This window comes from Flavobacteriales bacterium (genome assembly GCA_016699575.1).
GTDB lineage: Bacteria > Bacteroidota > Bacteroidia > Flavobacteriales_F > PHOS-HE28 > PHOS-HE28.
On sequence record CP064979.1, the window covers coordinates 1946589 to 1971741 of the forward strand.

General features: G+C 60.4%; 21 protein-coding genes. 17 read left to right on the forward strand and 4 right to left on the reverse strand.

The annotated features are described in order from the left end of the window. The first annotated feature begins 38 nt into the window (after positions 1-38). The 16 genes from IPJ76_08045 to IPJ76_08120 all read left to right on the forward strand — a co-directional run bounded on the left by IPJ76_08045 (position 39) and on the right by IPJ76_08120 (position 19047). The gene (locus IPJ76_08045) at positions 39-1235 is read left to right on the forward strand and encodes a DUF3179 domain-containing protein (GenBank protein ID QQR88145.1); all 1197 of its coding nucleotides are present in this window, start codon (positions 39-41) and stop codon (positions 1233-1235) included. 18 nt (positions 1236-1253) lie between these two features. After that, entirely contained in the window at positions 1254-1847 is a 594-nt protein-coding gene (locus IPJ76_08050) for a Crp/Fnr family transcriptional regulator (GenBank protein QQR88146.1), read from the forward strand. Positions 1848-1920: 73 nt separating this feature from the next. Beyond that, entirely contained in the window at positions 1921-2781 is an 861-nt protein-coding gene (locus IPJ76_08055; GenBank protein ID QQR88147.1) for a pirin family protein, read from the forward strand. Between the two features lie 23 nt (positions 2782-2804). Further along, positions 2805-3395: a nitroreductase family protein gene (locus IPJ76_08060; GenBank protein QQR88148.1), complete on the forward strand. Its 591-nt coding sequence runs from the start codon at positions 2805-2807 to the stop codon at positions 3393-3395. A 57-nt stretch (positions 3396-3452) separates the two neighbouring features. Further along, positions 3453-3872 (forward strand): TfoX/Sxy family protein, encoded by a 420-nt coding sequence (locus tag IPJ76_08065; GenBank protein QQR88149.1) that lies wholly within the window; start codon positions 3453-3455, stop codon positions 3870-3872. Between the two features lie 158 nt (positions 3873-4030). Continuing rightward, on the forward strand, positions 4031-4663 hold the full coding sequence (locus IPJ76_08070) for a hypothetical protein (protein ID QQR88150.1): 633 nt from the start codon (positions 4031-4033) through the stop codon (positions 4661-4663). Between the two features lie 51 nt (positions 4664-4714). Continuing rightward, complete coding sequence (locus IPJ76_08075) at positions 4715-7231, forward strand: DUF2339 domain-containing protein (GenBank protein ID QQR88151.1); 2517 nt, start codon at positions 4715-4717, stop codon at positions 7229-7231. After that, the gene (locus IPJ76_08080) at positions 7228-8469 is read left to right on the forward strand and encodes a hypothetical protein (protein QQR88152.1); all 1242 of its coding nucleotides are present in this window, start codon (positions 7228-7230) and stop codon (positions 8467-8469) included. Before IPJ76_08075 ends, IPJ76_08080 begins: the two co-directional genes overlap by 4 nt. A gap of 3 nt (positions 8470-8472) precedes the next feature. Further along, positions 8473-10296, forward strand: a complete 1824-nt coding sequence (locus IPJ76_08085) for a PKD domain-containing protein (GenBank protein QQR88153.1) — start codon at positions 8473-8475, stop codon at positions 10294-10296. Positions 10297-10330: 34 nt separating this feature from the next. Further along, positions 10331-11029 (forward strand): CoA transferase subunit A, encoded by a 699-nt coding sequence (locus IPJ76_08090; protein ID QQR88154.1) that lies wholly within the window; start codon positions 10331-10333, stop codon positions 11027-11029. 15 nt (positions 11030-11044) lie between these two features. Next, the gene (locus IPJ76_08095) at positions 11045-12808 is read left to right on the forward strand and encodes a hypothetical protein (GenBank protein ID QQR88155.1); all 1764 of its coding nucleotides are present in this window, start codon (positions 11045-11047) and stop codon (positions 12806-12808) included. 30 nt (positions 12809-12838) lie between these two features. Further along, positions 12839-13495 (forward strand): CoA transferase subunit B, encoded by a 657-nt coding sequence (locus IPJ76_08100; protein ID QQR88156.1) that lies wholly within the window; start codon positions 12839-12841, stop codon positions 13493-13495. A 14-nt stretch (positions 13496-13509) separates the two neighbouring features. Next, a complete protein-coding gene (locus IPJ76_08105; protein ID QQR88157.1) occupies positions 13510-14922 on the forward strand; it encodes a glycosyltransferase family 39 protein in 1413 nt (470 codons plus the stop codon). Between the two features lie 37 nt (positions 14923-14959). Next, positions 14960-15679 carry a glycosyltransferase family 2 protein gene (locus IPJ76_08110; GenBank protein ID QQR88158.1) on the forward strand — a complete coding sequence of 240 codons (720 nt, stop codon included), beginning with the start codon at positions 14960-14962 and terminating at the stop codon, positions 15677-15679. A 30-nt stretch (positions 15680-15709) separates the two neighbouring features. Beyond that, entirely contained in the window at positions 15710-17584 is a 1875-nt protein-coding gene (locus IPJ76_08115; protein ID QQR88159.1) for a hypothetical protein, read from the forward strand. After that, positions 17581-19047, forward strand: a complete 1467-nt coding sequence (locus IPJ76_08120; protein QQR88160.1) for a cellulase family glycosylhydrolase — start codon at positions 17581-17583, stop codon at positions 19045-19047. The genes IPJ76_08115 and IPJ76_08120 overlap by 4 nt, the downstream gene beginning before the upstream one ends. On the opposite strand, the gene IPJ76_08125 is transcribed toward IPJ76_08120, so the two are convergent. Next, positions 19048-21048, reverse strand: a complete 2001-nt coding sequence (locus IPJ76_08125; GenBank protein QQR88161.1) for a hypothetical protein — start codon at positions 21046-21048, stop codon at positions 19048-19050. Positions 21049-21120: 72 nt separating this feature from the next. Between IPJ76_08125 and IPJ76_08130 the strand changes: the two genes are divergently transcribed. After that, positions 21121-22911 (forward strand): hypothetical protein, encoded by a 1791-nt coding sequence (locus IPJ76_08130; GenBank protein QQR88162.1) that lies wholly within the window; start codon positions 21121-21123, stop codon positions 22909-22911. Between the two features lie 32 nt (positions 22912-22943). Here IPJ76_08130 and IPJ76_08135 read toward each other — a convergent pair whose 3' ends face one another. From IPJ76_08135 to IPJ76_08145, 3 genes are read right to left on the reverse strand one after another with little or no spacing between them, the layout of a single operon-like run. Next, positions 22944-23186, reverse strand: coding sequence for a hypothetical protein (locus IPJ76_08135; protein ID QQR88163.1), 243 nt, complete (start codon positions 23184-23186; stop codon positions 22944-22946). Next, positions 23147-24403 (reverse strand): hypothetical protein, encoded by a 1257-nt coding sequence (locus IPJ76_08140; protein QQR88164.1) that lies wholly within the window; start codon positions 24401-24403, stop codon positions 23147-23149. The genes IPJ76_08135 and IPJ76_08140 overlap by 40 nt, the downstream gene beginning before the upstream one ends. Beyond that, positions 24400-25113: a 3'-5' exonuclease gene (locus IPJ76_08145; protein ID QQR88165.1), complete on the reverse strand. Its 714-nt coding sequence runs from the start codon at positions 25111-25113 to the stop codon at positions 24400-24402. The genes IPJ76_08140 and IPJ76_08145 overlap by 4 nt, the downstream gene beginning before the upstream one ends. Positions 25114-25153: the final 40 nt, after the last annotated feature.

Consider the following 25153-nt stretch of genomic DNA (forward strand, 5'->3'; position numbering starts at 1 on the left):
CAGGGGTGAAGACGGACAATACCCTGTAAGATCGGGGCGTGCGATTGCTTTTGTTCTGTCTGGGGTGCCTACTGATCACGGTGCCGGAGATCCTCAGGGTCTATTACATCATGCCCTTTCCGGACAGTCAGGAAGACGTGCCCACGGACCTGCGACAGGTCAACATCGCTTACTGGCTGCACAACAACATCTGGTGGGTGCGATTGGTCGGCCTGACCTTCTTGATCGGCCCGTTCATCCATTACGTGAAACGTAGCGGGGTCTGGACGCGCCTGGTCGTTTTGGTCCCGGTTGCGTTCGGCGCACTGGTGATCTACGCGTTCAATTTCAAGTTCATGGCCGACAAGATGTTCCTGCCGCCGAAGAACAAAGTGATGCAGCCTCCGGTGCTTACGGACAGTACGGGCAACGACCTGGCAATCTCGGTGGAGCACAACGGTGACGCGCGCGCCTACCCGATCGAACTCATAGGTTACCATCACCAGGTCGATGACACGGTGGGCGGCAAGCCGGTATTGGTCACCTATTGCACGGTGTGCAGAACGGGGCGTGTGTGGGATCCCACAGTTGATGGAAGGCAAGAACACTTCCGTCTGGTGGGCATGGACCACTTCAACGCGATGTTCGAGGACAGCCGCACGGGCAGTTGGTGGCGGCAGGCCACGGGCGAATGCATCGCTGGGCCACTGAAAGGCCAAACGCTCACGGAGGTGCCATCGCAGCAAATGACACTGAGCGAATTCGTGGAGGCCCATCCGCAAGGACTTGTGATGCAGCCGGACGGCAACTTCGCGGAACAGTACAAAGGGCTAGCGGGTTTCGATGAGGGCACCATCGACAGCGAGCTGGAATATCGCGATACCGCGAGCTGGCAGCCCAAAAGCTGGGTGGTGGGAGTGGTGCACAATGGTGTGGCGCGGGCCTATGACTGGAACGAGCTTCTTCGTCTAGGGGAAATTGCCGATACCTTGGGAGGGGATACCATTACCGTGTCCATGCCGGTCTCTTCGGTGCACCTGGACTCTCTGGGGTGGATGCACATGGCCAGGGACTCCTCGGGTTTCGAGGTGCTTCTCCTGTCGACCACCCCCCTTGAACGATTGGTGGATCCAACCACGGGTGAGGAAACTGACGCGCAGACCACAAGCAGGACGAGGATTCTCTCATACCAGGAATTCTGGCACAGCTGGCGCACCTTCCATCCGAACACGACGCGCTACGTACCCGAACGCTGAGCGTGCCATCTTCGGCACATGAACGAAGAGCGGTTCGCGCGCATCATCGGCAACATCTCGCGCTGCACCACACTGCCGTATGAGCAGCAGCAACGGTTCCTGGAGGCGCTGGAGGTAAAGCAGGTGGTCAAGAAGACCTTGATACTGCGCGCCGGAGAGCAGTGCGATTTCGAAGCATACGTGAACAAAGGCTGCGTGCGCAGCTACTTCCTGGATGCGCACGGGCATGAGGTGACGCTACAGTTCGGTGTAGAGGACTGGTGGGTGAGCGACGTGGTGAGCGTGGTGGAAGGCAAGCCCTCGCGCTTGTTCATCGAGGCTGTGGAGGACAGCGAGCTGCTGTTGATCCATAAGGACAAGAAGGAGGACCTCTACCGCGACATCCCGGCCCTCGAACGCGTGTTCCGCATCATGCTGCAGCGCAACCTCGGCGCGCTGCAGGACCGCCTGTTCGCCACCATGGCCTGGCCTGCGGAGGAGCGTTACGAGGCGTTTTTGAAACGGTTCCCGGACCTGCCCAACCGGGTGCCACAGCACATGATTGCTAGCTACCTGGGCATTACCCCCGAGTTCCTGAGCAAGCTGCGGGCGCGCCGTGTCGGCAAGACCTGACAGGTCTTCTTGTCCCAGTTCAATGATGCCGCGTTGGTGATCACGGGATCTTTGTCCACACAAACCAGCAACCATGGATCGCAAGGAGTTCCTCAAGAAAAGCCTGCTCGGTGCGGGCGCCGCCGCGATCGCCGGGCCAGCGCTGCAAGCCCAAGAGGATACCGCACCAGCCGTACTGGGCTTCGAACATCTGCCTTCCGCAACACCGCACATCATGGCCAACACCGTCCTGCACAAAGCCGCCACACGCGGCCTCGCCGATCATGGTTGGTTGAACAGCCACCACACCTTCAGCTTCGCCAACTACTACGATCCGGATCGCATGAATTTCGGAGTGCTGCGCGTGCTCAACGACGACGTCGTGGCTCCGGGCATGGGCTTCGGAACGCACCCCCACGACAACATGGAGATCATCTCCATCCCGCTGGAGGGGGACCTTGAGCACAAGGACAGCATGGGCAATACGGCCGTGATCCGCAACGGCGATGTGCAGGTGATGAGCGCGGGAACGGGCATCCGCCACAGCGAGTTCAACAAGAACGCGGACAGCACGGTGAAGTTCCTCCAGATCTGGGTCTTCCCCAACAAGCGCAATGTGGCGCCCCGCTACGACCAGATCACTCTTGACCCCGCCAAGCGGCACAACCGGCTGCAACAGATCCTCTCACCACGCGCCGATGACGAGGGGGTGTGGGTCCACCAGAACGCATGGTTCCACCTAGGTTCGTTCGACAAGGGTGCCTCGACCAACTACGCGTTGAAAGATCCGACGAACGGTGTGTACGTGTTCGTGATCAAGGGAGACTTCACCGTGAACGGTGTGGCATTGAACCAACGCGATGGAATGGGCGTGTGGGATGTGAACGAATTCGCGTTGAAGGCGGACAGCAATGGCGCCGAAGTGCTGTTGATGGAAATTCCCATGCAACGATGACCTTCGCGGCGCTTACGACAGACATGCCGGTCGATATCAAAGGCCTGAAAGCTGCGCCCACGGAGCATGCGGTGATCCCCTTGATCCGGCAGCGCTTCAGTGCGCGCGGCTTCAGTGATGCACCGCTCACGACCGACGTGCTCATGACATTGTTCGAGGCCGCGGCATGGGCACCGAGCAGCATGAACGAACAACCGTGGCGCTACCGGTTTGCCCTGCGGGGATCACAGCAGTTCGAACTGCTGTGGTCTTGTTTGACCGCTGGAAACCAGCCATGGACGAAGAATGCCGGCGCACTTGTCGTGTGCAGCGGCAGCACCGTTCTGCAGCGCAACGGGGAGCCGAACCACTACTGGTTGCACGATGTTGGATCGGCCAACTCGAACCTTCTCCTGCAGGCGGCCAGCATGGACATCTATGGTCACTTGATGGGCGGCTTCGACCGGGCCAAGGCAAGTGAACTGCTTGGTCCTGTCGGGGGCAAAGAGGAGATCGCCTGCTTTCTGGCGCTCGGATATTTAGGCGACCCGGCGACACTTGTGGAACCGTTCAAGACACGCGAACACACGCCGCGTGCACGTCGGGCACTGGACCAGACCGTAATCGCACTTTGAGCGGGAAACCTTCGCCCACCAACGTCTGACCTTGATGCTCTTCATCTTTGTTGCATCATGCCGCACGACCCCCTGTTCGAAGAACGCGTCGCCAATGCGCTGAAGGCACAAGGCGCCGAACCAGAGCACAAGAAGATGTTCGGTGGCGTCGCCTTCATGGTACGCGGCCACATGACCGTGGGCATTACCAACAAGGGCGACTTCATGGTGCGTTTCGACAGCACGCGCCATGCAGAGATCAGCCAATGGCCGGGGGCGAAACCAATGACGTTCGGCAAAGGCGAGATGAAGGGGTTCCTCTTCGTGGACGCCGACGCCGTTGCCGCGAAGTCATCCTTGGACAAATGGGTGAAGCTGTCCTTGGCGCATAATGCCACATTGCCGGTGAAGGTGGCGAGTGCAGTTTTGGCCAAAGCCACGAAGACTTCAGGCAAGAAAAAGCCTGCGGGCCAGCCAAAGGTCCGAGGCAAGAAGTAGGATTGCCGGGTCATTGACCCGCTCGGAACAGCCGCTCACCCGTTGAATTCGTCGTTGCACGGGATCGCACGTTGCGTCCGGTCGCGCCGTGAACAGCTTTGGTTGAAGAACGCCAAGTGACCGGGTTGGATCCCGATCGGCGCGGCGCATCTTTCGATATGGGAGCAACAGCGCAACTCGCTTCATCGCTCGGTCGCAGCGACGAGCAACCGAACATCGCCTTGGCCGAGGCCATCGTTTCCACCAAGGACATGAACAACGTCCGCGAACTTGTGGACCTGCTGAACGCGAAGGACAAGGCGCTGAAGGGCGATGCCGTGAAAACGCTGTACGAGGTCGGCGCGCGCGACCCGCAATTGATCGCGCCTTTCCTGGCACAGTTCAAGAACCTGCTCACCAGCACGGACAACCGACTGGTGTGGGGCGCCATGTGCGCCATCGACGCCATCACCTTGGCCAAGCCCGAAGCCGTGTTCATGATCATTCCACAGATCATGGCCGCGGTGGAACGGGGCTCGGTGATCACGCGTGATCACGCGGTGAAGGCACTGGCCAAGCTCTCCACCGACGATCGTTTCAGCCGCACTACGATGCCGCTGCTCTTGGAACAACTGCGCACCTGCCCGGTGAACCAGTTCCCGATGTATGCGGAAGAGGTGGAAGCAGCCACGAAACCCGGCGCTGCAAAACAGGTCGTCTCGGCACTGGAGACCCGCATGGCCGAGATGCCGACGGAAGCGAAACGCAAGCGTGTGGAGAAGGTGTTGCGGAAACTGGCCAAGAAGGGGTAGGGGCGAGGCGGGGGCGGTTCGGCGTTCCGTGCTAGCTTGCCGCAACCCACCATGGAAGGACTGGTCGTTCTCCTTGCGCTGATCCCCATAGCGCTCCTCATTCTAGCTATTGTCACCGCCTTCCGAACAGGGTCTATCGCCCGCGAGGTGGATGCGCTACGCAAGGAACTCGCCACCATGCGGAAGTTGCTCGGCGAGCAGGGCGCTGCACCGCGGGTCACGGTCCCGCCGTCGGTGGCACCACCACCACCGGTTGCTCCTCCCGCTCCCGCGCAACCGCCGGTTGCCACCCCCGAACCCTGGTACACCGGCATGAGCGAACCGGCACCCCGTGTGTTCGAGGCACCAGCAAGCGGACCGGCCGAGGTGAAGCCCGATCACGCGCCACCACCACCGCGCATTGTGGTAACGCAAACGAGCGCTCCGCCACCCGTGGCCGAGGTTGCGCGGCCCGTGGTTGCCGCACCTCCGCCGCAACGTTCACCAGCACCGCCACCACCACCGCAGAAAGGAGCGTGGGAGCGGTTCCTGGAGAACAACCCCGACTTGGAGAAGTTCATCGGCGAGAACCTCATCAACAAGATCGGCATTGCCATACTGGTGCTGGGCCTAGGGTTCCTGATGCGGTATGCGATCGGCAAGAACTACATCAATGAGGTGGGCCGCGTGCTGATCGGCGTTGGTGCCGGAGCGGCGCTCATGTACATCGCGCATCGGCTCCGGACAAAGCTCCGCGCGTTCAGCAGCGTGCTGTTGGCGGGAGGATTGAGCGTGCTCTACTTCACCATCACCATCGCCTACCAGCAGTACGAGCTCTTCACCCAGCTGCAGGCCTTCGCCATCATGGTGGTCATCACGGCGCTAGCGGTTGTCTTCTCCGTTGCCTACGATCGGCGCGAGCTCGCCGTCATCGCGCTCATTGGAGGGTTTGCCGCGCCTTTCATGGTGAGCAAGGGCGACGGCAACTTCATGGTGCTCTTCACCTACTTGCTCATCCTCGATGCCGGCATGTTGGTGCTCGCGCTCATCAAGCGCTGGAACATTGTGCATCTGGTCGCGTACGGCCTAACGCTCATCGTTTTCGGCGCGTGGGCTGCAGGTCCGTACACCGGTCTTGAGCCTCGCCCATGGTCGTGGGGCTTCGTGTTCGCCACGTGCTTCCATCTGGTGTTCTTCGCCATGGCGGTGGGCTACAACCTCAGGCACCGCCTGCAGTTCCGACCGCTGGAGTTCGGCTTGTTGGTGAGCAACACTGCTGGTTATTACGCGGCGGGCATGCACTTCCTGAGCGATGCCGAGCTGTACGCACACCCGAAGTGGACGGGCCTGTTCACGGCCGCCCTGGGGTTGTTCCACGCCGTGTTCGCGTTCGTCTTCTACCGCCGGCAGCAAGTGCCGCGCAACCTGGTGCTGCTGCTTATCGGCCTTGCGCTCACCCTGTGCACACTGGCCGTGCCGGTGCAGCTGGAGGGCTACACCATCACCTTGTTCTGGGCCGCGGAAGCGGTGCTGTTGGTGTGGTTCGCACAACGCGCCGGATTGCCGTTGGTGCAACGCGGTGCTGTGATCGTCGCGGTGCTCGGGCTGATCAGCTTGCTGATGGACATCGACGCATTCTACAACTTCCTGCGCCCAGAACTGCCGCCCCTTGTCAATGCTGGCTGGATCACGGGCATGGTGGTGGTGGCCAGCATGGTGGCATTGTGGTGGTTGTGGAAACGCCAGGACGCAAAAGGGGAGGAGCACACGATGCGCATCATTCCCGGCGTCGGCCTGAAGCCGTTCGCGACCGTCGCGCTGGTGATCGCCATTGGCCTCGGCTACTTGGTCAACCTGTTGGAACTGCGGAACCAAAGCGCCAAGCTGCTCAGCAACGACGGCGTGCGGATGGCCACCATGCTGTTTACTTTGCTGTATGCGCTTGGTGTGGAGTTCTTCACGCGCAAGGAGGAGCTGCTCGTGCGCCGCGTGGTGTTCACGCTGGCTGCGCTGGTGCTGCTGGTGTATGTCACCGGGTTCTACCAGGCAAGCCGGACAAGTCTCGAGGAAATGCTGCTGGGTTCAGCGCGCAGGTTCGGCATCCATTACGCTGCGCTCGCGTGCTGTGTGGGGCTGGTGGTACGCACGGCCTTGCTGGCGCGAACGGTTGTTCCCCGACCATCGCAGACATGGAACATCTACCTGTGGGCCATGTGCGCGTACCTCGTTGTATTGGCCAGCCAGGAATTGGACCATCTGATGGTGCTGGTGAACCACGAGCCCGGCCAGAGCATGATGGCGGCATTGCGCAAAGCGCGGCGTGCTGGCTATCCGATCCTCTGGGGCGTGGGTTCGTTCTTGTTCATGTGGTACGGCATGCGCAACAAGTTGAAGATGGTGCGCATCATCGCACTCGTGCTCTTCGGCATCACCTTGGTGAAGCTCTTCGTCTTCGACCTGCGCGGCATCAGCGAAGGCGGGAAGGTTGCAGCGTTCATCTGCCTGGGCATCCTGCTGTTGGTGGTTAGCTTCATGTACAACAAACTGAAGGGATTGTTCGTGGATGACAGTGAAGCCGTGAAGCAATGAAGCAGTGGAGCAGATGGTGCGTGCTGGTAGGTTCCGCGGCTATCGGGGGCGGTGCGATCGCGCAGCAATGGAAGGCCGAGGTGCCCACAGTGGAGAATGCGGGGTTGTATCGGATTGAATTATCGGCGGAGATAATCGCTAGGTCAGTACAGAACCTTGAAGATGTGCGCATCATTGAACGATCGGGGACTATGGTCCCGTTCGTTCTGGATCTTCCTGAGAGCGGCTCGAAGGTTGAGCGGGAGATGCCGTTCGACATCCTGAGAAATGAAAAGCTGGACCACTACACCATCGTCGAGCTTCAGGGATACGAGGGGGAAATAATCGAAGCCATATACCTCTCGGTGCGGAATGCTTGGGTTGTGAAGGATGCGACCATCACCGGAAGTGATGACCGAAAGAACTGGTACGCTCTTGCCCAACAGCGTGTTGAACCCGCCTATGGTGGGCCGGAGCCGTGCGGTGCGTTGTGTGAGGCGATATTGAGGATCCCACCGAGCGACTATCCGTACTACCGGATTGAGATCAACGATTCTCTCACACCACCCATTAAAGTCGAATCGGCCGAATGGTTCACAACTGTGGAGGTGGGCACTGGTTGGACACCGATGGAGGGTCTGGTCTGGAGGCAGGCGGAATCGTCCGGGATAACGCGCATAGAGTGTTTTTTGCCCTATCCGGGACGGATTGATCGCATCGACATGGGTTTTAAACACGCAGGGATGTTCCATCGGGAGGGTCGCCTGGTAGTACCAATAGTCCGAGAAACAAGGCACGGGTCAAAGAGACGGTCTGAGCGGATCGAAAGCGTCGTGTCACGGTTTGTGATCGACTCACGCCGAAAGAACTTTGTTGAACTCTCGAATGAGCCCATGGACACGTTTACGATTGTAATTGAGAATGTGGACAACAGACCACTGGCGTTCGAATCGGTTCGGCTTGGACAACGGACGACTTCGATGTTGGTATTGCTTGAACAATCGAAGCACTACACCATCACCACCGGCGATCCGAAGAAGCAAGCACCGCAATACGACCTAGCCCACTTCAAAGAGGAATTGCCCGCACCCATCGCAACGCTGAACCACGGCCCGCTCATCGCGTTGCCATCCACCGCGCGGCAAGGCCCCACCATTGCCCCTTCACGCTGGTGGATCTGGGCCGGACTTGTCGCGGTGCTCGGCCTGGTCGGCTTCATGGCCGTGCGCATGCTCCGCGAACCACCTTCGACCACCTGACCTATGACCATCGCACTACGCTCGATGCTCCGCATGTTCAACCACCATAACGTTTTCGTGAAGGTGGCTCTCTGCTTCACCGCTCTATTGCTCAACTGCGTCACAGCCACCGCGCAATGCCCCGGCTGCCAGATCAACTTCGGCTGCACGAGCAATCCGGCTTATCCCACGCTGTGCCCTCTGCAACCGCCCGATGCGGTGAGCGGACAACCCTACGCCACGGACATCACCTTTTGGATGCCGGCCAACTTCGACGATCCCGGCACTGGCTTCAATGTGGACTTCCTGCAAATGACCATCACCGGAGTGAGCGGTCTGCCGTTCGGGTTGGACATTGAAACGAACAACCCGCTCGGTGTTTACTTCCCGCAGCAGGACCAATACGGCTGCGCGCGCATCTGCGGCACACCGATCGGCGCAGGCACGTTCACCGTCACCATTTCCATCCTGGCGCAGGTGGAGTACAGCGGCTTCACCATCAATGCGCCACAGCAGTTCCCCATCACACTGGTGGTGCAACCGGGCAGCGGCAACAACAGCGGGTTTTCGTTCGGACCCTCCGTGGCATGCGGCAGCGCGGAAGTGCAGTTCGACGCGCTCATCGATGGCGCGCCATCACCCACCACCTACGCATGGGATTTCGGCAATGGCAATACGAGCACCGATGCATCACCCAGCGTGCAGACCTACAGCGGTCCAGGCACGTACACCGTTACGCTGCAAACGACCATTGGTGGTTATGTGCTCGATGCCGTTGCGCTGAACAGCGTGAACGACAATTGGTGCGGAGACGTGGAAGAACCGGACATCTTCGGGTGCACGGGATCGCCCGACCTCTACTTCGTGCTCACCGATGGCGGCGGCGGCACGTACACCAGCAGCAGTGGCAGCGACAGCGGCAGCGAAACATGGACAGGACTTGGTTTGGTGCTCAGCAATCCGCCGTATTCCATCGCCTTCTACGACGAAGACCCGATCAGCCAGGACGACATCCTGGGCACCTTGAACATTCCCGCCGGAACCACGGGCAACCTGCCGTTCAATATCGCCGGGGGAACCGTGGGCGGTCTCGACATCAGCTTGCAACCGCAACAGGTGTTCAACGACACCGATAGTGTGGTGGTGTTCCCATTGCCGGAGATGGTGCTGGGCTACGACACGCTTGCCAGCACCATCTGCGTGCAAGACACCACACTCGTGAGCTATGTCTGGTTCGTGAACGGCGATACGGTTCCGCTGGCCACCGGCCCTTGTGTGAACGCGAACGCCCCGGGCTTGTGGTGGGCTGTCGGCAACAACGGCTTCGGGTGCCCGGGCGAAAGCGATACGGTGGTGGTGTGCCCGACCATGGAGATCACCTACGATGCCGGTGTGCTGTTCGTTGAGGACGAGTTCGACGGCTACGCGTGGACCTTCAACGGACAAGCAATCGCCAACAGTGATCAGCCGTTCGTGTTCTCACAAGGAGATGGTCTTTACGTAGTAACGGGAACCACAACGTATGGCTGCGCGGTTATCGACACCCTGCAACTCCTGACCATCGGGCTTGCTGAAGCAACGGCGTTGGACTCTCCGTTGCTCTTCGTTCACCCGGTCCCGAACAACGGCGACTTCACCGTTAGCGCGACAGGTCTCGCGCCGGGCGAACTCCGCCTGAGCGTTGTGGATGCCGCTGGTCGCGAAGTGCACGCCCAGGCGCTGGGGTCGTCGGATGGATCCGTTCGTGAGCGCGTGATGCTCGTTGGCGCCGCACCCGGCCGCTATGCCGTGGTGCTCGGTGACGGCGAAGGCCACCGTGTGTCGCGGCACATCGTGGTGGCCCGCTGACGGCCGCTACATTCGTCGCCAGCAGAACACGCGCATGATCAACAAAGTGGTCAGCGGCCCCGAGGCCGCTTTGGAAGGCATCGACGATGGCATGACGCTCATGGTGGGCGGCTTCGGCCTGTGCGGGATCCCGGAGAACAGCATTGCCGCGTTGGTCCGCAAAGGCACGAATGGGCTCACATGCATCAGCAACAATGCCGGTGTGGACGACTTCGGATTGGGCCTGCTGCTCAGGACGCGGCAGATCAAGAAGATGATCAGCAGCTACGTGGGCGAGAACGATGAGTTCGAGCGCCAGATGCTGAGCGGCGAGCTGGAGGTGGATCTCATTCCGCAGGGATCGTTGGCCGAGCGTTGCCGTGCTGGCGGCGCGGGCATCCCGGCGTTCTTTACGCCTGCGGGTTTTGGAACTGAAGTGGCGGAAGGGAAGGAGGTGCGCGAGTTCGACGGCAAACCCCACATCCTGGAGACATGGCTGCGCGCCGACTTCGCCATTGTGAAGGCATGGAAGGGCGACCACTACGGCAACCTGGTGTACAAGCGCACAGCCCGCAACTTCAACCCCATGATGGCGATGGCCGGCAAGATCACCATCGCGGAAGTGGAGCATTTGGTGCAACCCGGCGAACTGGACCCTGACGAAGTGCACACGCCGGGCATCTTCGTGCAGCGCATCTTCCAAGGCAGCAACTACGAGAAGCGCATCGAGCAACGTACGGTGCGCAAGCGCTGACGAGCCGCACCGCCCATGAACACGCGCGATGGGCGTTGGTTCTTCCTGCTCTGTGCCATCGTTCTGTGTTACGTCATCGCACGAGCAGTACTAGTGCCGTTCGTGCACGATGAGGCGGCTACGTACAGTATGTACGTCCAAGTGGGGGAGTTCCTGCCGTGGCGATCACATTGGGATGCCGGCAACCACTTTTTGAGCACGGGGCTGGGCATTGTCGCGGATCGTGCGTTCGGCATGCACCAATGGGCGTTGCGAGGGGCGAGCGTCCTGGCGTTCGTGCTCTACGCTTTCGGTGCTTGGCGCATCGGAGGCATGGTGGGTGACAGGCTTGTGCGATGGTGCATGTGGTGCGGACTGTTGCTCTGCCCGTTCGTTCTGGAGTTCTTCTCCTTGTTCCGTGGCTATGGCTTGGCTGTGGCCTTCATGCTCGTTGGGTTGGATGGTCTGCTCCGATTGGTCCGGGATGGCGCTGTTCGGCATGCCGCCCAAGCGTTGCTCGGGTTTGCGTTGGCGAACGCGTGCATCCTGTCGTTGCTAACGCTTTGGTTCGTGGTGTTGGTCGTTGTGGGCTGGCTGCTCTTGACCACTGCACGGACAACGAAACAGCGCGCTTGGCGGATCCTGCTTTGGATGATGATCGGGGTGGCGCCGTTCCTGTTCGCGCTGCGTGTGAGCAGGGAAATGCAGGCCGTGGGATTGTTCTATTACGGAAGCCTGGACGGGTTCATGGACGTTACCCTCCGCACGTTGTGCAACTACGTTCTAGGTTCGGGGAGTGCGTGGGTGATGCTGATGGTCATCATCGCGTTGTCGTGCTGTACAGCAGTGGCGGCCCATCGTTGGTGGAACAGAGGAACCTGGCGGCAACCGATCGTGGTGTGTACCAGCCTGCTATGGGCGGATGTCCTTTCCCGGGTGGTCATGGCTGTGCTTATCAGCGTGAACTACCCCGAGGACAGGGCCGCGTTGCACATGGTCCCGTTGTTCGTACTCACCCTTGCGCTCACGGCGGATGCGCTTGCTGCTCGCTCAGGGGCGATGCGTTATGCGGCGCTGGTCTTGTTGTACTTGCCGCTGCGCACCATTGTCACCGCCAACACCACCCACACATCGCTCTGGCCCGATGAGTCGGTGCCAGCAAGGTTCGTTGCGCGCATGGCCGATCTGCAGAGGCAACAAGGGCGCCCGCTCGTGACCGGGGCTTATCGGCAGATGAACCGAAGCCTGCCCTTCGCGGCGGTGCAACAAGGTGTTCAATTACCCATGCCGCTCACGGAGGGCTTCCCGACCGGCCCCCACGATGTGCGCGTTTCAAGGCCCGACCACCTGACAGCGGCCAGCATCGGATACAAGGAACTGGACCATGACCAGGGAACCGGACTGACCCTGTTGCAACGCGAACGACCGCTGCAGTTCATCTCTTCCCCGAGCATCCCATGGCCATCCCGGAACACGACGGACGAGTTCATCGGCGTTCTTGATAGTGACACGCTCAGCAGCGGGTCCGACCATCTGGTGGAATTCTCAGGCCGTCTGAGCACCAACGGGCCTGCACAGGTGAAGTTGGTGGTGGAAGTCAGGAACGCGGCCGACAGTGTTTTGTACTACGACGCGATCATGGTCACGGCCTTTGCGCCATTGGAGCACTCGTTCACCGAAGTGCGCCACGTTCCCCACCTCCACCCGGAACAGCGGGCGGTGATCTACTTCTGGAACATGCGTACGGCCGCTCTCCGGATCGACGACAGTGTGGTGCGTGTTCATGTGGTCCTGCCGTAGCATCTTAGCTGCCCTCAACACCGGTGCACCATGCCCCTTGATAAGAACCAAATGGCCAGGCGCATCGCGCGCGAACTGAAGGACGGCTACTACGTGAACCTCGGCATCGGCATACCCACGCTCGTGGCCAACTACGTTCCCGAAGGCATCAACGTGGCCTTCCAGAGCGAGAACGGGATCCTGGGCATGGGCCCCTTCCCGTTCGAGGGCGATGAAGACGCGGACCTCATCAACGCGGGCAAACAGACCGTGACACTGCTGGACGGTGCGGCGATCTTCGATAGTGCGACCAGCTTCGCCATGATCCGCGGGCAGCATGTGCAGCTCACCGTGCTCGGGGCCATGGAGGTCACGGACAGCGGTGACATCGCCAATTGGAAGATCCCCGGCAAAATGGTGAAGGGCATGGGCGGTGCCATGGACCTGGTGGCCAGCGCCGAGAACATCATCGTCGTGATGATGCACACGAACAAGGCTGGTGAGAGCAAGCTCCTCAAGCAATGCACACTGCCGCTCACCGGCGTGAAGTGCGTGAAGAAGGTGGTGACCGATCTCGGCGTGTTCGACATCACACCGGAAGGGTTCAAGTTGCTTGAGCGTGCGCCCGGTGTTTCCGTCGAAGAGATCAAGTCCAAAACAGAGGGCCGCGTGGTGGTGGAGGGCGACGTGCCGGAAATGGTGGTCTGATCACTTCGGGGGCGATGAACGACCGGTCCATCGCGCACATCCTGCCGCTGCTCGTCATCGGGGCGCTCGTGTTCGCCTACGTCATGGCACGGGCAGTTCTTGTGTCCTTCACTTGGGACGAGAGCTGGACGTTCATGCACCATGTTCTGCCGGGTGAGCTCTATCCGGCGCAACACGATATGATGAGCGGCAACCACCACCTATTGAACGTGTGGGGCATGTGGGCATGTGCCAAGTTGTTCGGGCAAAGTGAATGGGCGCTGCGGATACCGAACCTCACGGCGCTGGTGGTGTATGTCCTTGCTGCTGGGCGCATTGCCCTTCGTGCCGGACACATGGCCCGGTCCGTTGTCGGCTTCGTGCTGCTCGTTGCGCATCCGTATCTCCTTGAATTCTTCGGACTGGCGCGCGGATACGGACTTTCCATCGGCTTCATGCTGATGAGCGTGTGGCACTTGGTGCGATGGAGCGAACAACCCGAACAACGTCGTCATGGCATGCTCATGTTCCTGTGTGCAGGGCTGTCCGTGCTCTCGCACTACGTCATGCTCAACTTCTTCATGGCCGTCGCGGTCGTTTTCGCGGTACGGATGGCGAGGATGCACTCCGGGACGGTGAGTTGGCGGTTCGTGCGCTGGCCGTTGCTCATCAGCGCGGTGCTACTAGCGGTCATCGCCCCGCAAGTGCTGGGGATCCTCCGGGGTGGTGGGCTCATTTGGGGCTGTGGGGATCTCTGGTCGTGCTCCGTTCGTGGTCTCCTGTTGCGGCTGGCCGGGATGGACCTCGACACGGCGCTCATCGGCCCGTTGGTGCTGCTGGGCGCAGTGTTCCTGTTGGAAGCATCTCTTCAACGATGGGATGAACAGCATCGCGCTACAGCCACGGTGGCCGCGGTAACCCTGCTCTGTGCAGCGTTCGTTGCCATGGAGCATTTCCTCTTCGGAATGGAATGGCCGCGCACGCGAACAGCGCTTTACCTCTTCCCGCTGTTGATGACGGTAGTGGTGTTGTGGCTGCAGGCGAATGCCATCAGCTGGCCATGGTTGTGGTGGCCCGTGGTGCTCGCGGCGGGCGTGTTCACGATCAATACAACGCACCGGGCCAACCTTACGCATGCATCGGAGTGGCCCGAAGCCGCCGAGGTGGCGCGCATGATGGAACTGATCCAGAGCGACCGCGCCCAACATGGCTCACCCCGTCGGGCCACGCTGTCCTCGGGCCCTATTGCCTGGGGAAGTCTCGGCTACTACTTCCATCGACTGCACATCTCGGATATCGACACGGTCCGATGCTGGCCTAACGAAGCCCATCAGCCGGGCGACTACTACATCGTGGAGCCGCACGGACAACCGTTCGACACGACCGCAACCGAGCTGATGTTCCGCTCGGCGTCCAAGGTCGAACTGTACAGGAGTCGCGAGCGGTAGTCCATACCGATCGGCCGCGGGATACTTTCGGCCGCCCATGCCGATCACCAAGCTCAGCATCCTCATCCCCGCCTACAACGAGGAGCGCACCATCCATCTGATCCTCGACAAGGTCCGTGACGTGCAGCTGATGAACGGGATCGCCAAGGAGGTGGTGATCGTGAACGATGGCAGCATGGACGGCACGGTGGCGGCCGTGAAGCGTTACATGGCCACGAACCCCGGCCTCGACATCCGCTTGTTCGAGCAACCGAGGAACATGGGCAAGGGTGCTGCGATCCACAAGTGCATTGAGCTGGCGACCGGGGAGTACATGATCGTGCAGGATGCCGACCTGGAGTATGACCCCCGCGAATACAACGACCTGTTGCGTCCGGTCGTGGAAGGCTTTGCCGATGTGGTGTTCGGTTCGCGTTTCATGGGCCACCACCCGCACCGCATCCTGTTCTTCTGGCACAGCATCGGCAACAAGTTCCTCACCTCGTTGAGCAACGCGTTCAACAACCTCAACCTCACCGACATGGAGACGTGCTACAAGCTCATGCGCAGCGACGTTGCGAAGGGATTGAAGCTGCGGGAGAGGCGGTTCGGCTTCGAGCCCGAAGTGACGGCCAAACTGGCTCGCGTACAAGGGATCAGGTTGTACGAGGTGGGCATCAGCTATTACGGGCGCACCTATGCTGAAGGAAAGAAGATCGGTTGGAAGGACGGTTTCCGGGCCATCTGGTGCATTGTGCGCTATGGTCTGGCGGATTGAGGCAAAGTCACACGGATTATGTTCGTCGGCATGTCACGCCCGCGCAACGAGGGACCGGTCACGCTCGCGTTCGCGCTGGCGGGGGCGGCCTTCCTGGTCCGTTTGCTCAGCGAAGGAGTTCCGGATAGTGGTGACGGTGTTGCCCATTACCAGATCGCGCGGTACGCGTGGAAGCACCCGTTGATGCTGTTCGACGCATGGGGCAAGCCGCTGTACACGCTGCTGGCTTCTCCCTTCGCCCAATGGGGTCTTTGGGGACCGGCGCTGATGAACGCCTTGTTGGCCGCGGCCACTGGTGTGCTCATCATCGGACAGGTCGCACGCGTGCAACGGGCTTGGTGCTGGGCTGTTCCGGTGATGCTTTTCGCAGCGCCCCAATATGCGCACACGGTGATGGCCGGACTTACCGAGCCGCTCTTTGCTTTCCTGGTGGTGTGGGCCGTAGTGTGCGCGTTGCGCGATCGCTGGGCCTGGGCGTTGGGTATTGTGTCGTTCGTGCCCTTCGCCCGGCCGGAACACATAGCAGTGCTTCCCATGATCCTGCTGGTGGCAGCATGGCAACGTGAATGGCGCGCATTGCCATGGGTCTTGTTGGGAACAGTGTTCCACGGTGTGTTCGGCTTCGTAATGACAGGTGACCCCTTCGTGGCGTTCGGCGGGAACCCTTACGCGGGCGTCACTACGTACGGCACCGGACCGGCCACGCACTTCATTGGGCGGATGCCGCACTACTATGGATGGCCGATCATTGTTTGCGCCTCGTTCGCGTTGGTCGCATGGCCCTATGTGTGGCGAAGGGATGGCGCGCAACGTGAGCAGCACCTGATGGTCTTGTTGCTCGCGTTCGTTCCGGCGGTGCTCATACTTGGCCTGCACAGCTACGCTTGGTGGAAGGGCGGCCACGGCTCCCTGGGCCTCGACCGGGTAATGGCCACATGCCTGCCGCTGCTCGTGTTGTTCACTGTGCATGTGCTCGCCTTGCTTTGGAAGCGTTTCCCGATGAATGCTGCCATGCGACCGGTCTTCACTCTGCTCGTTGGTGCATTCGCCTTGTTCGCCTATCCGCATGTGGTGGACGAACTTCTGCTTCCCTACAAGCCGGACATGGTGCAGACAACCTTGCGAAAGGCTGCGGAGAAGGTGAAGGAGATCAAGGAGGAGGGAGAGCGGGTGTATTGCATGACCCCGTTAGTAGGCGCATTGCTCGATCTGGATCCCAGGGATGAGCGCGAGGCGCAACTGCTCTATGAGCCGGCCTCGATCGCGGCGGGGTCGGGCATTCGACCAGGAGACATCGTTGTCTGGGACGCCCATCACGCGCGCATGGATGCGCGAATACCGCTTGATACGCTGATGCAAAGTGATCGCTTCAGTTTATTGACCGTGGTGAAACCCGAGGTACCGACCCTGGTTCTCGGCGAGGTGCCGTTCGAAGTGTACCTCTTTCAACGACGCTCCGTTCAGCGCGCCGCCATTGTGGACACCTTGTTCGGTCTATCCGTTGAACCCGCAGCGCAAGCGCCTGCACAAGTGGATACGGTAGGTGGAGCGACCAAGGGCACGTGGGTGCTCAGTGCACTGGAATTCCCGCTCACCTGGGAGGGACTGCCGCTGGGCAACGGTACCAACGCGGTCATGGAAAAGCTCGTGGTGACCGGAAACGTGGATGGCCGCTACGGAAAGGATTCGCTGGACCTGGTGTTCACCGAAGAGGAAACGGGCGAACAGGTCCGTTACGCAAGCGCGCCGCTGCGCGGAGGAGAATTCAAGGTGGAGTGGGACATCGGTGATGGAGCGCGGAAGCGGGCGAACAAGTTGTACGTGTGGAACAGGAGCGGGCGGGAAGTACGGATCACAAGCTGGACCGTGACCCGGAGCCAGTGGATGCAACACGAGGTTCCATGAGCAGGCCCTCGGGTTTCCTGTTGGCCGCATTGGTTTTCGTGGTCCTGTTCGGGGGGTGTGGTGGTACGGAACCCTCACACTCGTTCGTGGGCTTGGACAAGAACGGGTTCGTTGCCGGTGGAGAGAGGTTTTTCCCGAAGGCAGTGAACTACATCGCTTGCTTGCGCACGGACGGCAAGGAGGTGTGGATGGCTCCGAGCACGAGCTATGCTTCACATGTACCCGGTCGCATGGACCTTGCGGCTGATAGTCTCCAACTGCGCGCTGATCTGCAGTTGATCAGGGATATGGGCTTCAACACGGTGCGTGTGGTGGGCTTCGCGGAGCAGGCCTTCGACAGTGCCGCGATCATGCTTCGTGCACGCGACCGGTCGGACTCCTTGGTGTGGTTGTCCATTGAAGATGAGCAAGGAAGAGAGAAGTACTTGGGCGCGCTCACGACATTGATCGGCGCCGTTCGTGCTGCTGGGCTCAGGTGCATTCTGCTCACGCAGGTGCGGCCCTATACCCCGGCCACCGAGCACCACTTTGCTCTTGTCGCCGACCACTTCGTCAACGACACCGTCATCCTGGCTTACGACCTCTTCAATGAGCCGCTGTACTTCGATCGTCCTGAGCGGCCCAAGGAGGAGGCTTGGGCGATCCTGCAACGATGGCGGGCGCTGTTCGATGAGCACGCGCCGAACCACTTGTACACGCTGGGGCTCACTGGTATCCGCGAGACGTTCGAGTTCGATCCGAACATGCTCACGGTCGATTTCATCAGCTACCACCCGTACGAGTACGAGCCCGATCAGGTGCGAAATGAACTCCGTTGGTACGCCAACAATGTGGATGTGCCTTGGATCATAGGTGAGACCGCCATTCCCGCGGACAACGATTCCGTGCCGTACGCCGACCAGGAGGAATTCGCGCGCAAGACACTGTTGCAGAGCCGCGCTTGCGGTGCCATCGGATACAGTTGGTGGCAATTCCAGGACGTGAAATGGGGGCGGTTCCATGCCGACTACATGGGCGTGCTGAACCGCGAAGGGGTTTCAGTGACTTCCGTCGGTGATACTGTGTTCGGAACCAGGAAGCCGGTGGCGGGCGCGCTCAAAGGGTTCGATCCCTGGACCGGTGCTGGCGAGTGCCTGTGCTTGCCGAACTACCTCAACTATTCCGATGGCCGTGTAAGCAAAGTCTCGGGCCGCTTGGTGGATGAGCACGGTGTACCGATCAACGAAGGGACCGTCATTGCCTGGAACGAGGTCTGGAACGAGAGCTACCACACCACCTCTGGGTCGGATGGCCGTTTCGAACTGCGCGCGCCGATCTGGCTGCACCACTGGATGGCCAGCGCATCACGCTACAGCATGGACCGCGGCGATTGCGACCCGAACGCCATGGTGCGCAGCGCGGATGGTGTGCCGGGCTACGAGCTTGGCGACATCCGGCTGGATCGTCTGGACTTCGTACCGTGATCAACGCGTTCGGAAGAGCGCCAGCCCCTCCGGCTTTGCGGCGCGAGCGTAGAGGCGCAGGTCTGCTGTGTCCAGCTCCAGGTAAAGCCCGTTGTCGGCGCGAAGGGCCATCGATCCATCGCCGAGATCGTTCCAAAGGAACATGCCCATATCACCCAGGCGGGCACTCGTTGCCACGAGACCACTGTCCTTGTGCAGCTGAACGCTCATGAAGGCATCGTTGTGCGCCACCAAGGCCACACGACCGTTGGCCAAGCGAAGCCTCACCAGCGTTTCCCATTGCATCGCCGTGTCGCGGCTGGCGAGCACGCGGGGATCTTGCTGAAGATCCACACAGACCCAATGACCGTTGGCGGCGCGCAATTGCAACGTGTCGGTGAGGAGGACGCGTTGATGAGCATTGTTGACGATGGTGATCTCGTCGGTCGTGGTTTGGTTGAAGGCACACCACTCCGCCAGGCTTCGCGGTGTTTGTAGGTCCCAGAACCGCATATGGTTGCCCGGATAATGGCCTGTGTAGGCGTTCACCACGGGAATGCCCAGTTCCTGGCCCGCCAACATGGCCGTGAGGTGGATGGCGATGCTCCGCTCGTGGTCCTCCCGGAAGGGTTGCATTCCTCTTACGGGGGTATAGGCGATAGCGGAAGTGGGGCTGTCGGCCATCAAATGCATGTCCAGGGCCGCGCGTTCCACCATCTCCCGTGCGGCGTGTTTGTTGTACTGCTTCAGCTCAGCGACGTTCACCTTGTTGTCAAGCACCGTCGAAACGCACAAGAGAACACCTAGCACCGCACCGGTCAAAGGCTTCACCTTCACGTGTGCGGCCACGACCGCCACAAGAGCAGCGAAGTACACGGCCAGCACGGGCACGAACCGATCGATGGCGCGCAAGGCGCTGAAGCCCGGCAGCCCGGCGATCAGTTTGTAAAGCGAGAGATCGCCCATGCGCAGACAGAAGAGCAGGGACAACCCAAGCGCGACGATGAGCGCAGCAACCGGCTTCCGGTCGTTGCCGCGCAATGCCAGGACCACAGCCGCGATGACCGCAGCCCAAGCCACAGCACCCATGAAATGAAAATGGCTCCACCAGTCGGGGAATGCATCCTTGGAGTGGGAGGAGAGGCTCTGCCAATTCACGGCAGCTGGATGCGTGAAGAACCAGCTCGAGGGTCGCGGGATGGTGTTGGCGATGTGCTCGTAACCACGCACACCGGTGACCTTGCTGATCGCCAGGTACGGCGTCATCAGCGGCAGCATCGCCAGCCCTCCAGCAACAAGAACAAGGAGCGACCGCCACACGGTGCGCGGGGACCACGACCATAGTGCGCTTAGTCCGCGCCAATGCACAAGCTGATGACCGATGACCAAGAAGAACATCACATAGCACAGTATGAACCCGAGATAGATGCCACAATAGAACTGGAACACTATGGCGCCTGTGGTAAGCGCCAAGTGCACGGGCTTGCCGGTCCGCAACCATTGCCAACACCACCAGAACGCCAGTGGCACCATGAACCGGGGGAACATCTGCGCGTGGTCCATGTGCCCGATGAAATGGATGCCGAACGCGAACACGTACGCGCCGCATGCTGCCGGAACGACGCGTTTCGTCCATGCCCACAGCGCTGCGAAGCAGCAGAGGAAGTTCAATGCGAACATGGCAAGTATCCAGAGCTGGTAAGACGACTCCCGATTGAAGCCCAGGCCCCGGAACAGCGAATACACCGGCGCGCTTCCCAGCAGATTGTCGCTGAAAGCGATGACGTTCTTGTACGGATACATGAAGGGCGCGTCCCAATACGATGGCGTGCGACCCGTCACGTACTGGTGGAAGTGCTCGAGAATGTAGTTGTTGAAGCGGGAGTCGCCCAGATCACCGGGCAGCAGTTCGCGCCCCGGCCCCATCACCGCCAGCGGAAACGAGTACATGCCCACACCGAACAGGACCATGGCCAAGGCCAAGCCCGGCAAATGGGGCAGGGCTCCTCTGGTCCACTTCATCACGCAGGTGCGCATTTTTCAATCCATTGAACAGCAAGCAAGATTAAGTGCGGACCGCTCTATCATTGTTCGATGCGCACCATCAACTTCCGCGAGCCGCTTTTCGTAGCGGGTTGTGCGCTTCTGGGCTTTCTGGTCCTCATGGCGTGCGTGTTCTATGTGGAGCGCACCACAGGCTTCGACAGCGCATGGCAGAGTTTCCAGATGCTCTTGGAGCGCTTCCCACGTTGCGAGCACAGGCGTTATTCCACCATGATCACCCAACTGGTCCCGACGCTGGTGCTGTGGTGCAAAGGCTCATTGCAAAGTGTCCTGTTCGCGTACTCCGCATCGCTCATCGCCGTGCACTTGTTGGTCTTCGCGGTCATCGCGATCAGGCTTCGTGACGGGTCTGCCGCGCTGGCGGTACCGCTTGCGCTGGTGGTGATGGTGGGGGGCTCTTTCTACTTCGGCGTAAGTGAGGTGCAGCAAGGCATCACTGCACCGTTGCTTGCGTGGGCATTGGGCAGAAAGGCACTGGCCGCGCCGAGAGCGGATCTTGTTCGGGCCTGGGGATCGGGTGCTGTGGTGGCAGCTGTATGGGCAACGCTCTACCATGTCGTTTACGCGTTGCCTGTGGTCTATGTCCTGGGCTTGGAGATCATCGGGCGCAAGGGTTGGCTTCGGTTACGGTACTGGCTTTTGCCCCTGTCCATGGTCTGCGCCATTGCATTGTGCCGACTGTTCGTGGGCATGTCCGATTATGAACGCGAGCGCATGGTGGACCCCGGGGAGTTCACCCAGTTCGCATCCGACTTGTCCGTGCTTCCGAGTGCGCAATACCTGCTCGACGCGTTGCCGCGCTTCCCGGCGATGTTGGGCCTGATGGGCGTATGCGCCATTGTTGCACTGCTCAGGTTGCGCTGGCTATCACTGTTATGGACGGGGGGGTGGACAACGTTGACGGTACTGTTGATCCTCATCACCGACCGCGCGACCTACTCGCCCTACATGTACGAGAACCTCTACCCGCTGTTGGGCATCGCGTGGGCGGCTTTTGCGGCTGATCTCACTGTAGGACTTGTGCGTGGGCGTGCCGTGATGACCGCCGCGTTGGTTGTCGTCATGGTCCTTGGTGCTTGGCAGGTTTGGCGAGGAAGGGTCACCTATGTGGACAAAGTGCAGTACGCCGAGCGGATCACCACTGACCTTCGGGGCCAAGGAGTGCGAAAGGCGATCGTGTCCGCGCACCTCATTCCATGGGGATATGCCCAGACCCATTGGACATTGCCGTTCGAGACACTGCTGGTCTCATCGATGATGGCTCCTGACAGCGCAGTAACCGTTTTCGCCGAAGAGCCGATGGACAAGGCCAAACCGTGCATGGATGACGAGACCCGGTTGCTGGGCCCCGCGTGGAACATCTGCGCGTTCGGGCTCGCCCAGCTCGACACGGCGCTTTTTCAATTGCCCGGCGGTCCGTATCGCATTGTGAGCCAGTTGCCGGACAGCGCTTTCCGGCCGCAGGGAACCGTTCGTGTTGCTCCATTGACCGCGGAGTTCACCATGCGCTCGGGTGACTACGACCTGTTGCCGGTGGAAGTATGCTGGGAAGGTGAGGTGCCCTTGTACGCTTTGGGCACCAAGGCCTTGACCACGATCCATTACGAGATGCGCAACCGGTGGAGCGGATGGGTTGAAGCCACCGGCTGGACGTCGTTGGAAATGGACCTGGCCCCAGGCGCCTGCTGTGCACTCCCGCTCAAGGTGGACCGTCCGGCACGTGCGGGTGAGCATCATTTGTACCTGCAGCTCAAGGTGAACGAGGAAACACTTGCCACGGCCGGTCCGGTGACCATCCGCGTCCACTCGTTCGGCATTTGAGGACTGGTCCGGCGGTGGCCAGCGCTTCTCGCTTAGAGCGACGGTATCGCAGAGGGACTCGCGCGCTTGAGCAGCACCACATCACTTATGTCGAAGATGGCCAGTACCACGAACCCCTCATCATAGCCCGGCTTTTCGACCCAGCGCACGACCATGCGATACTCATCGTCCGGTGCGAAGCCATCACGGTCAGCCCGCTCAAGCCAGCCCAGCCCCCGGGAGCGCGCGTAATAGTTCATGGTGGGCTCCAGCAGCCATGTATTGCCGATACGCACGGTGCGACCTTCGTTACCGCCCGCTCGATGGTCCGCAGGTCGTAGGCCCATTCCACGCTATGGTCGGGGCCAAAGTGGTCCGGGAAGCGCAGTGCGCACCAGGCCGCGCAGGAAGCAAGAACACAAAGAGCAAACCACTTGCCCGGGGAGCCCCTGAGCAATGACAGTTGCAATGGCAACAACAACACCAACGACGGCTCCAGGAACATGGCGAAACGACCCGCCATGCGGTCCACACCGAGGAGCAAGTGCTGCAGTTCGGCCCCGATGCACGTTGCGATAAGGGTGGTACCGAGAACGAGCAGTGCACTGTGCTTCCGCAGGAAGGCCGTGTTCCGCAGGATGGCGTGCCGAACCAGGACGAAAGCCGGGATGAGCACCACCGCCGAGATGAGCACCTGCATCGCCAGCATCAGTCCTGTCCCCACCCCGATCCCGGGCAAGAAGCTCCGCGCCCATGTGCCAACCGTATCGGCAAAGAGCCCGCCCTTGCCACCGAAATCGAAGGCATTGTTCTCCATTACCTGGAGCACCGGCTTGCGCAGGACAAGGAAGGCTGCGACAAGCATGGCAAAGCCTTGCACGTACGCACGACGGCTTCGCCGCCCGCCTTCACCAAGGCCCATGAAAAGAGGCGCTACGTAATACAAACAGAGCCCGGCCACGTATGCCGTGAGCAACGTGAAATTGCTCAATGCCGCAAGCACGGATGCAATATGGAACAACCCAAGATGTTTCATCCCCGGCCCCGTGATCGCACGCGCCAAATGGTATTGTGCCATGAGGAAGAAGCCGAACGAGAGCCCGTAACCACGCGCCAGCGTGAACAGCTCGATCAGGTAGGGGTTCGCACAGAGCAAAAGCAACCCGCCAATGGCCAGCGGCGGCCAAAGCGGTCTCAGGATCCGGATCGCGTACACCAGCCAGAGCGCAAGCGCGGCCAGGTTGGGAAGCCGCAACGAAAGTTCCGAGTCACCGAACCACTGCCAGGCGTATTTCATGCCCAGTGTGTTGAGCAGATGGTTGTTGGTGTAGGCGTGCTTGTGCAGTACGATGTCGGAGAAGGAGGCTTCCGGGTAATGCAGGTACGTAAAGCTCTCGTCATGGCTGAACGAGGTCACGGCAGCACGGTGGACCGCCAAGCCAAGAACCGCCAGGCTTATCGCGATGAGCGCGATGGTCAGCCATAGAGGCGCACGTGACGTTGCTTCGTTCAAAGCACGGTGATGTTCTCCGCAGCGATCAACGGCTGTCCCTTCAATCTCAAATAGACCTGCACAGTGGCCACCACATCCTTCTTACAGTAGGCGGCGATCCGTTCCAGGTCCTTCTCCTCGTAGTACACACGCGCCACATCGCTACCCTTAATGTCACCCTTCGGTGATGGGATGCCGAGCACATGCGTGAGCAGCTCCAGCGAGGTGTAATGTTTGCGGTCACCGAATTTCCACAGCTCAAGTGTGTCTTCGTGCTGTACTTCCCAGGGCTTTTTGCCCGACAGGTCGAGGATCGGGGGGAGGGGAATGCTATTGATCACGCACCGCCGTGCGATGTACGGGAAGTCGAACTCCTTGCCGTTGTGGCCGCACAGACGGTGATCGGCCGTGTGGAAGCGCTCGTTGAGCAACGCCACGAACTCTTCAAGGATGTCGCGCTCGTGATCGCCGTGGATGGTCTTCACGCGCAGCTTGCGGTCCTTGCTGCCTGCAGTGAGGAAGCCCACACCGATGCAGATGATCTTGCCGAATTCGCTCAGGATGCCGCCACGGTCGCGGAACATGTCCTCTTCGCTTTTGCCATCGCGTTCGCGTTCGTAGCGGGTCTTCTCGCTGAACAGTTGCTGTTCGCGCTCATCCATGTCGGACCAGCGCTGCACGTGCGGCACCGTTTCAATGTCTAGGAAAAGGATCTTGCTCAGGTCGGCCATGTCAAGCTTCAAGTCTCAAGGCCCAAGCTACAAGCTTCAA

What these genes read in the sequence shown, in the direction of transcription:
- IPJ76_08100 (QQR88156.1), top strand. Translation starts at nt 12,839, where the DNA reads ATGCCCCTTGATAAGAACCAAATGGCCAGGCGCATCGCGCGCGAACTG.
- IPJ76_08060 (QQR88148.1), top strand. Translation starts at nt 2,805, where the DNA reads ATGCCGGTCGATATCAAAGGCCTGAAAGCTGCGCCCACGGAGCATGCG.
- IPJ76_08120 (QQR88160.1), top strand. Translation starts at nt 17,581, where the DNA reads ATGAGCAGGCCCTCGGGTTTCCTGTTGGCCGCATTGGTTTTCGTGGTC.
- IPJ76_08125 (QQR88161.1), bottom strand. Translation starts at nt 21,048, where the DNA reads ATGAAGTGGACCAGAGGAGCCCTGCCCCATTTGCCGGGCTTGGCCTTG.
- IPJ76_08110 (QQR88158.1), top strand. Translation starts at nt 14,960, where the DNA reads ATGCCGATCACCAAGCTCAGCATCCTCATCCCCGCCTACAACGAGGAG.
- IPJ76_08090 (QQR88154.1), top strand. Translation starts at nt 10,331, where the DNA reads ATGATCAACAAAGTGGTCAGCGGCCCCGAGGCCGCTTTGGAAGGCATC.
- IPJ76_08145 (QQR88165.1), bottom strand. Translation starts at nt 25,113, where the DNA reads ATGGCCGACCTGAGCAAGATCCTTTTCCTAGACATTGAAACGGTGCCG.
- IPJ76_08050 (QQR88146.1), top strand. Translation starts at nt 1,254, where the DNA reads ATGAACGAAGAGCGGTTCGCGCGCATCATCGGCAACATCTCGCGCTGC.
- IPJ76_08085 (QQR88153.1), top strand. Translation starts at nt 8,473, where the DNA reads ATGACCATCGCACTACGCTCGATGCTCCGCATGTTCAACCACCATAAC.
- IPJ76_08115 (QQR88159.1), top strand. Translation starts at nt 15,710, where the DNA reads ATGTCACGCCCGCGCAACGAGGGACCGGTCACGCTCGCGTTCGCGCTG.
- IPJ76_08130 (QQR88162.1), top strand. Translation starts at nt 21,121, where the DNA reads ATGCGCACCATCAACTTCCGCGAGCCGCTTTTCGTAGCGGGTTGTGCG.
- IPJ76_08105 (QQR88157.1), top strand. Translation starts at nt 13,510, where the DNA reads ATGAACGACCGGTCCATCGCGCACATCCTGCCGCTGCTCGTCATCGGG.
- IPJ76_08070 (QQR88150.1), top strand. Translation starts at nt 4,031, where the DNA reads ATGGGAGCAACAGCGCAACTCGCTTCATCGCTCGGTCGCAGCGACGAG.
- IPJ76_08055 (QQR88147.1), top strand. Translation starts at nt 1,921, where the DNA reads ATGGATCGCAAGGAGTTCCTCAAGAAAAGCCTGCTCGGTGCGGGCGCC.
- IPJ76_08065 (QQR88149.1), top strand. Translation starts at nt 3,453, where the DNA reads ATGCCGCACGACCCCCTGTTCGAAGAACGCGTCGCCAATGCGCTGAAG.
- IPJ76_08075 (QQR88151.1), top strand. Translation starts at nt 4,715, where the DNA reads ATGGAAGGACTGGTCGTTCTCCTTGCGCTGATCCCCATAGCGCTCCTC.
- IPJ76_08095 (QQR88155.1), top strand. Translation starts at nt 11,045, where the DNA reads ATGAACACGCGCGATGGGCGTTGGTTCTTCCTGCTCTGTGCCATCGTT.
- IPJ76_08080 (QQR88152.1), top strand. Translation starts at nt 7,228, where the DNA reads ATGAAGCAGTGGAGCAGATGGTGCGTGCTGGTAGGTTCCGCGGCTATC.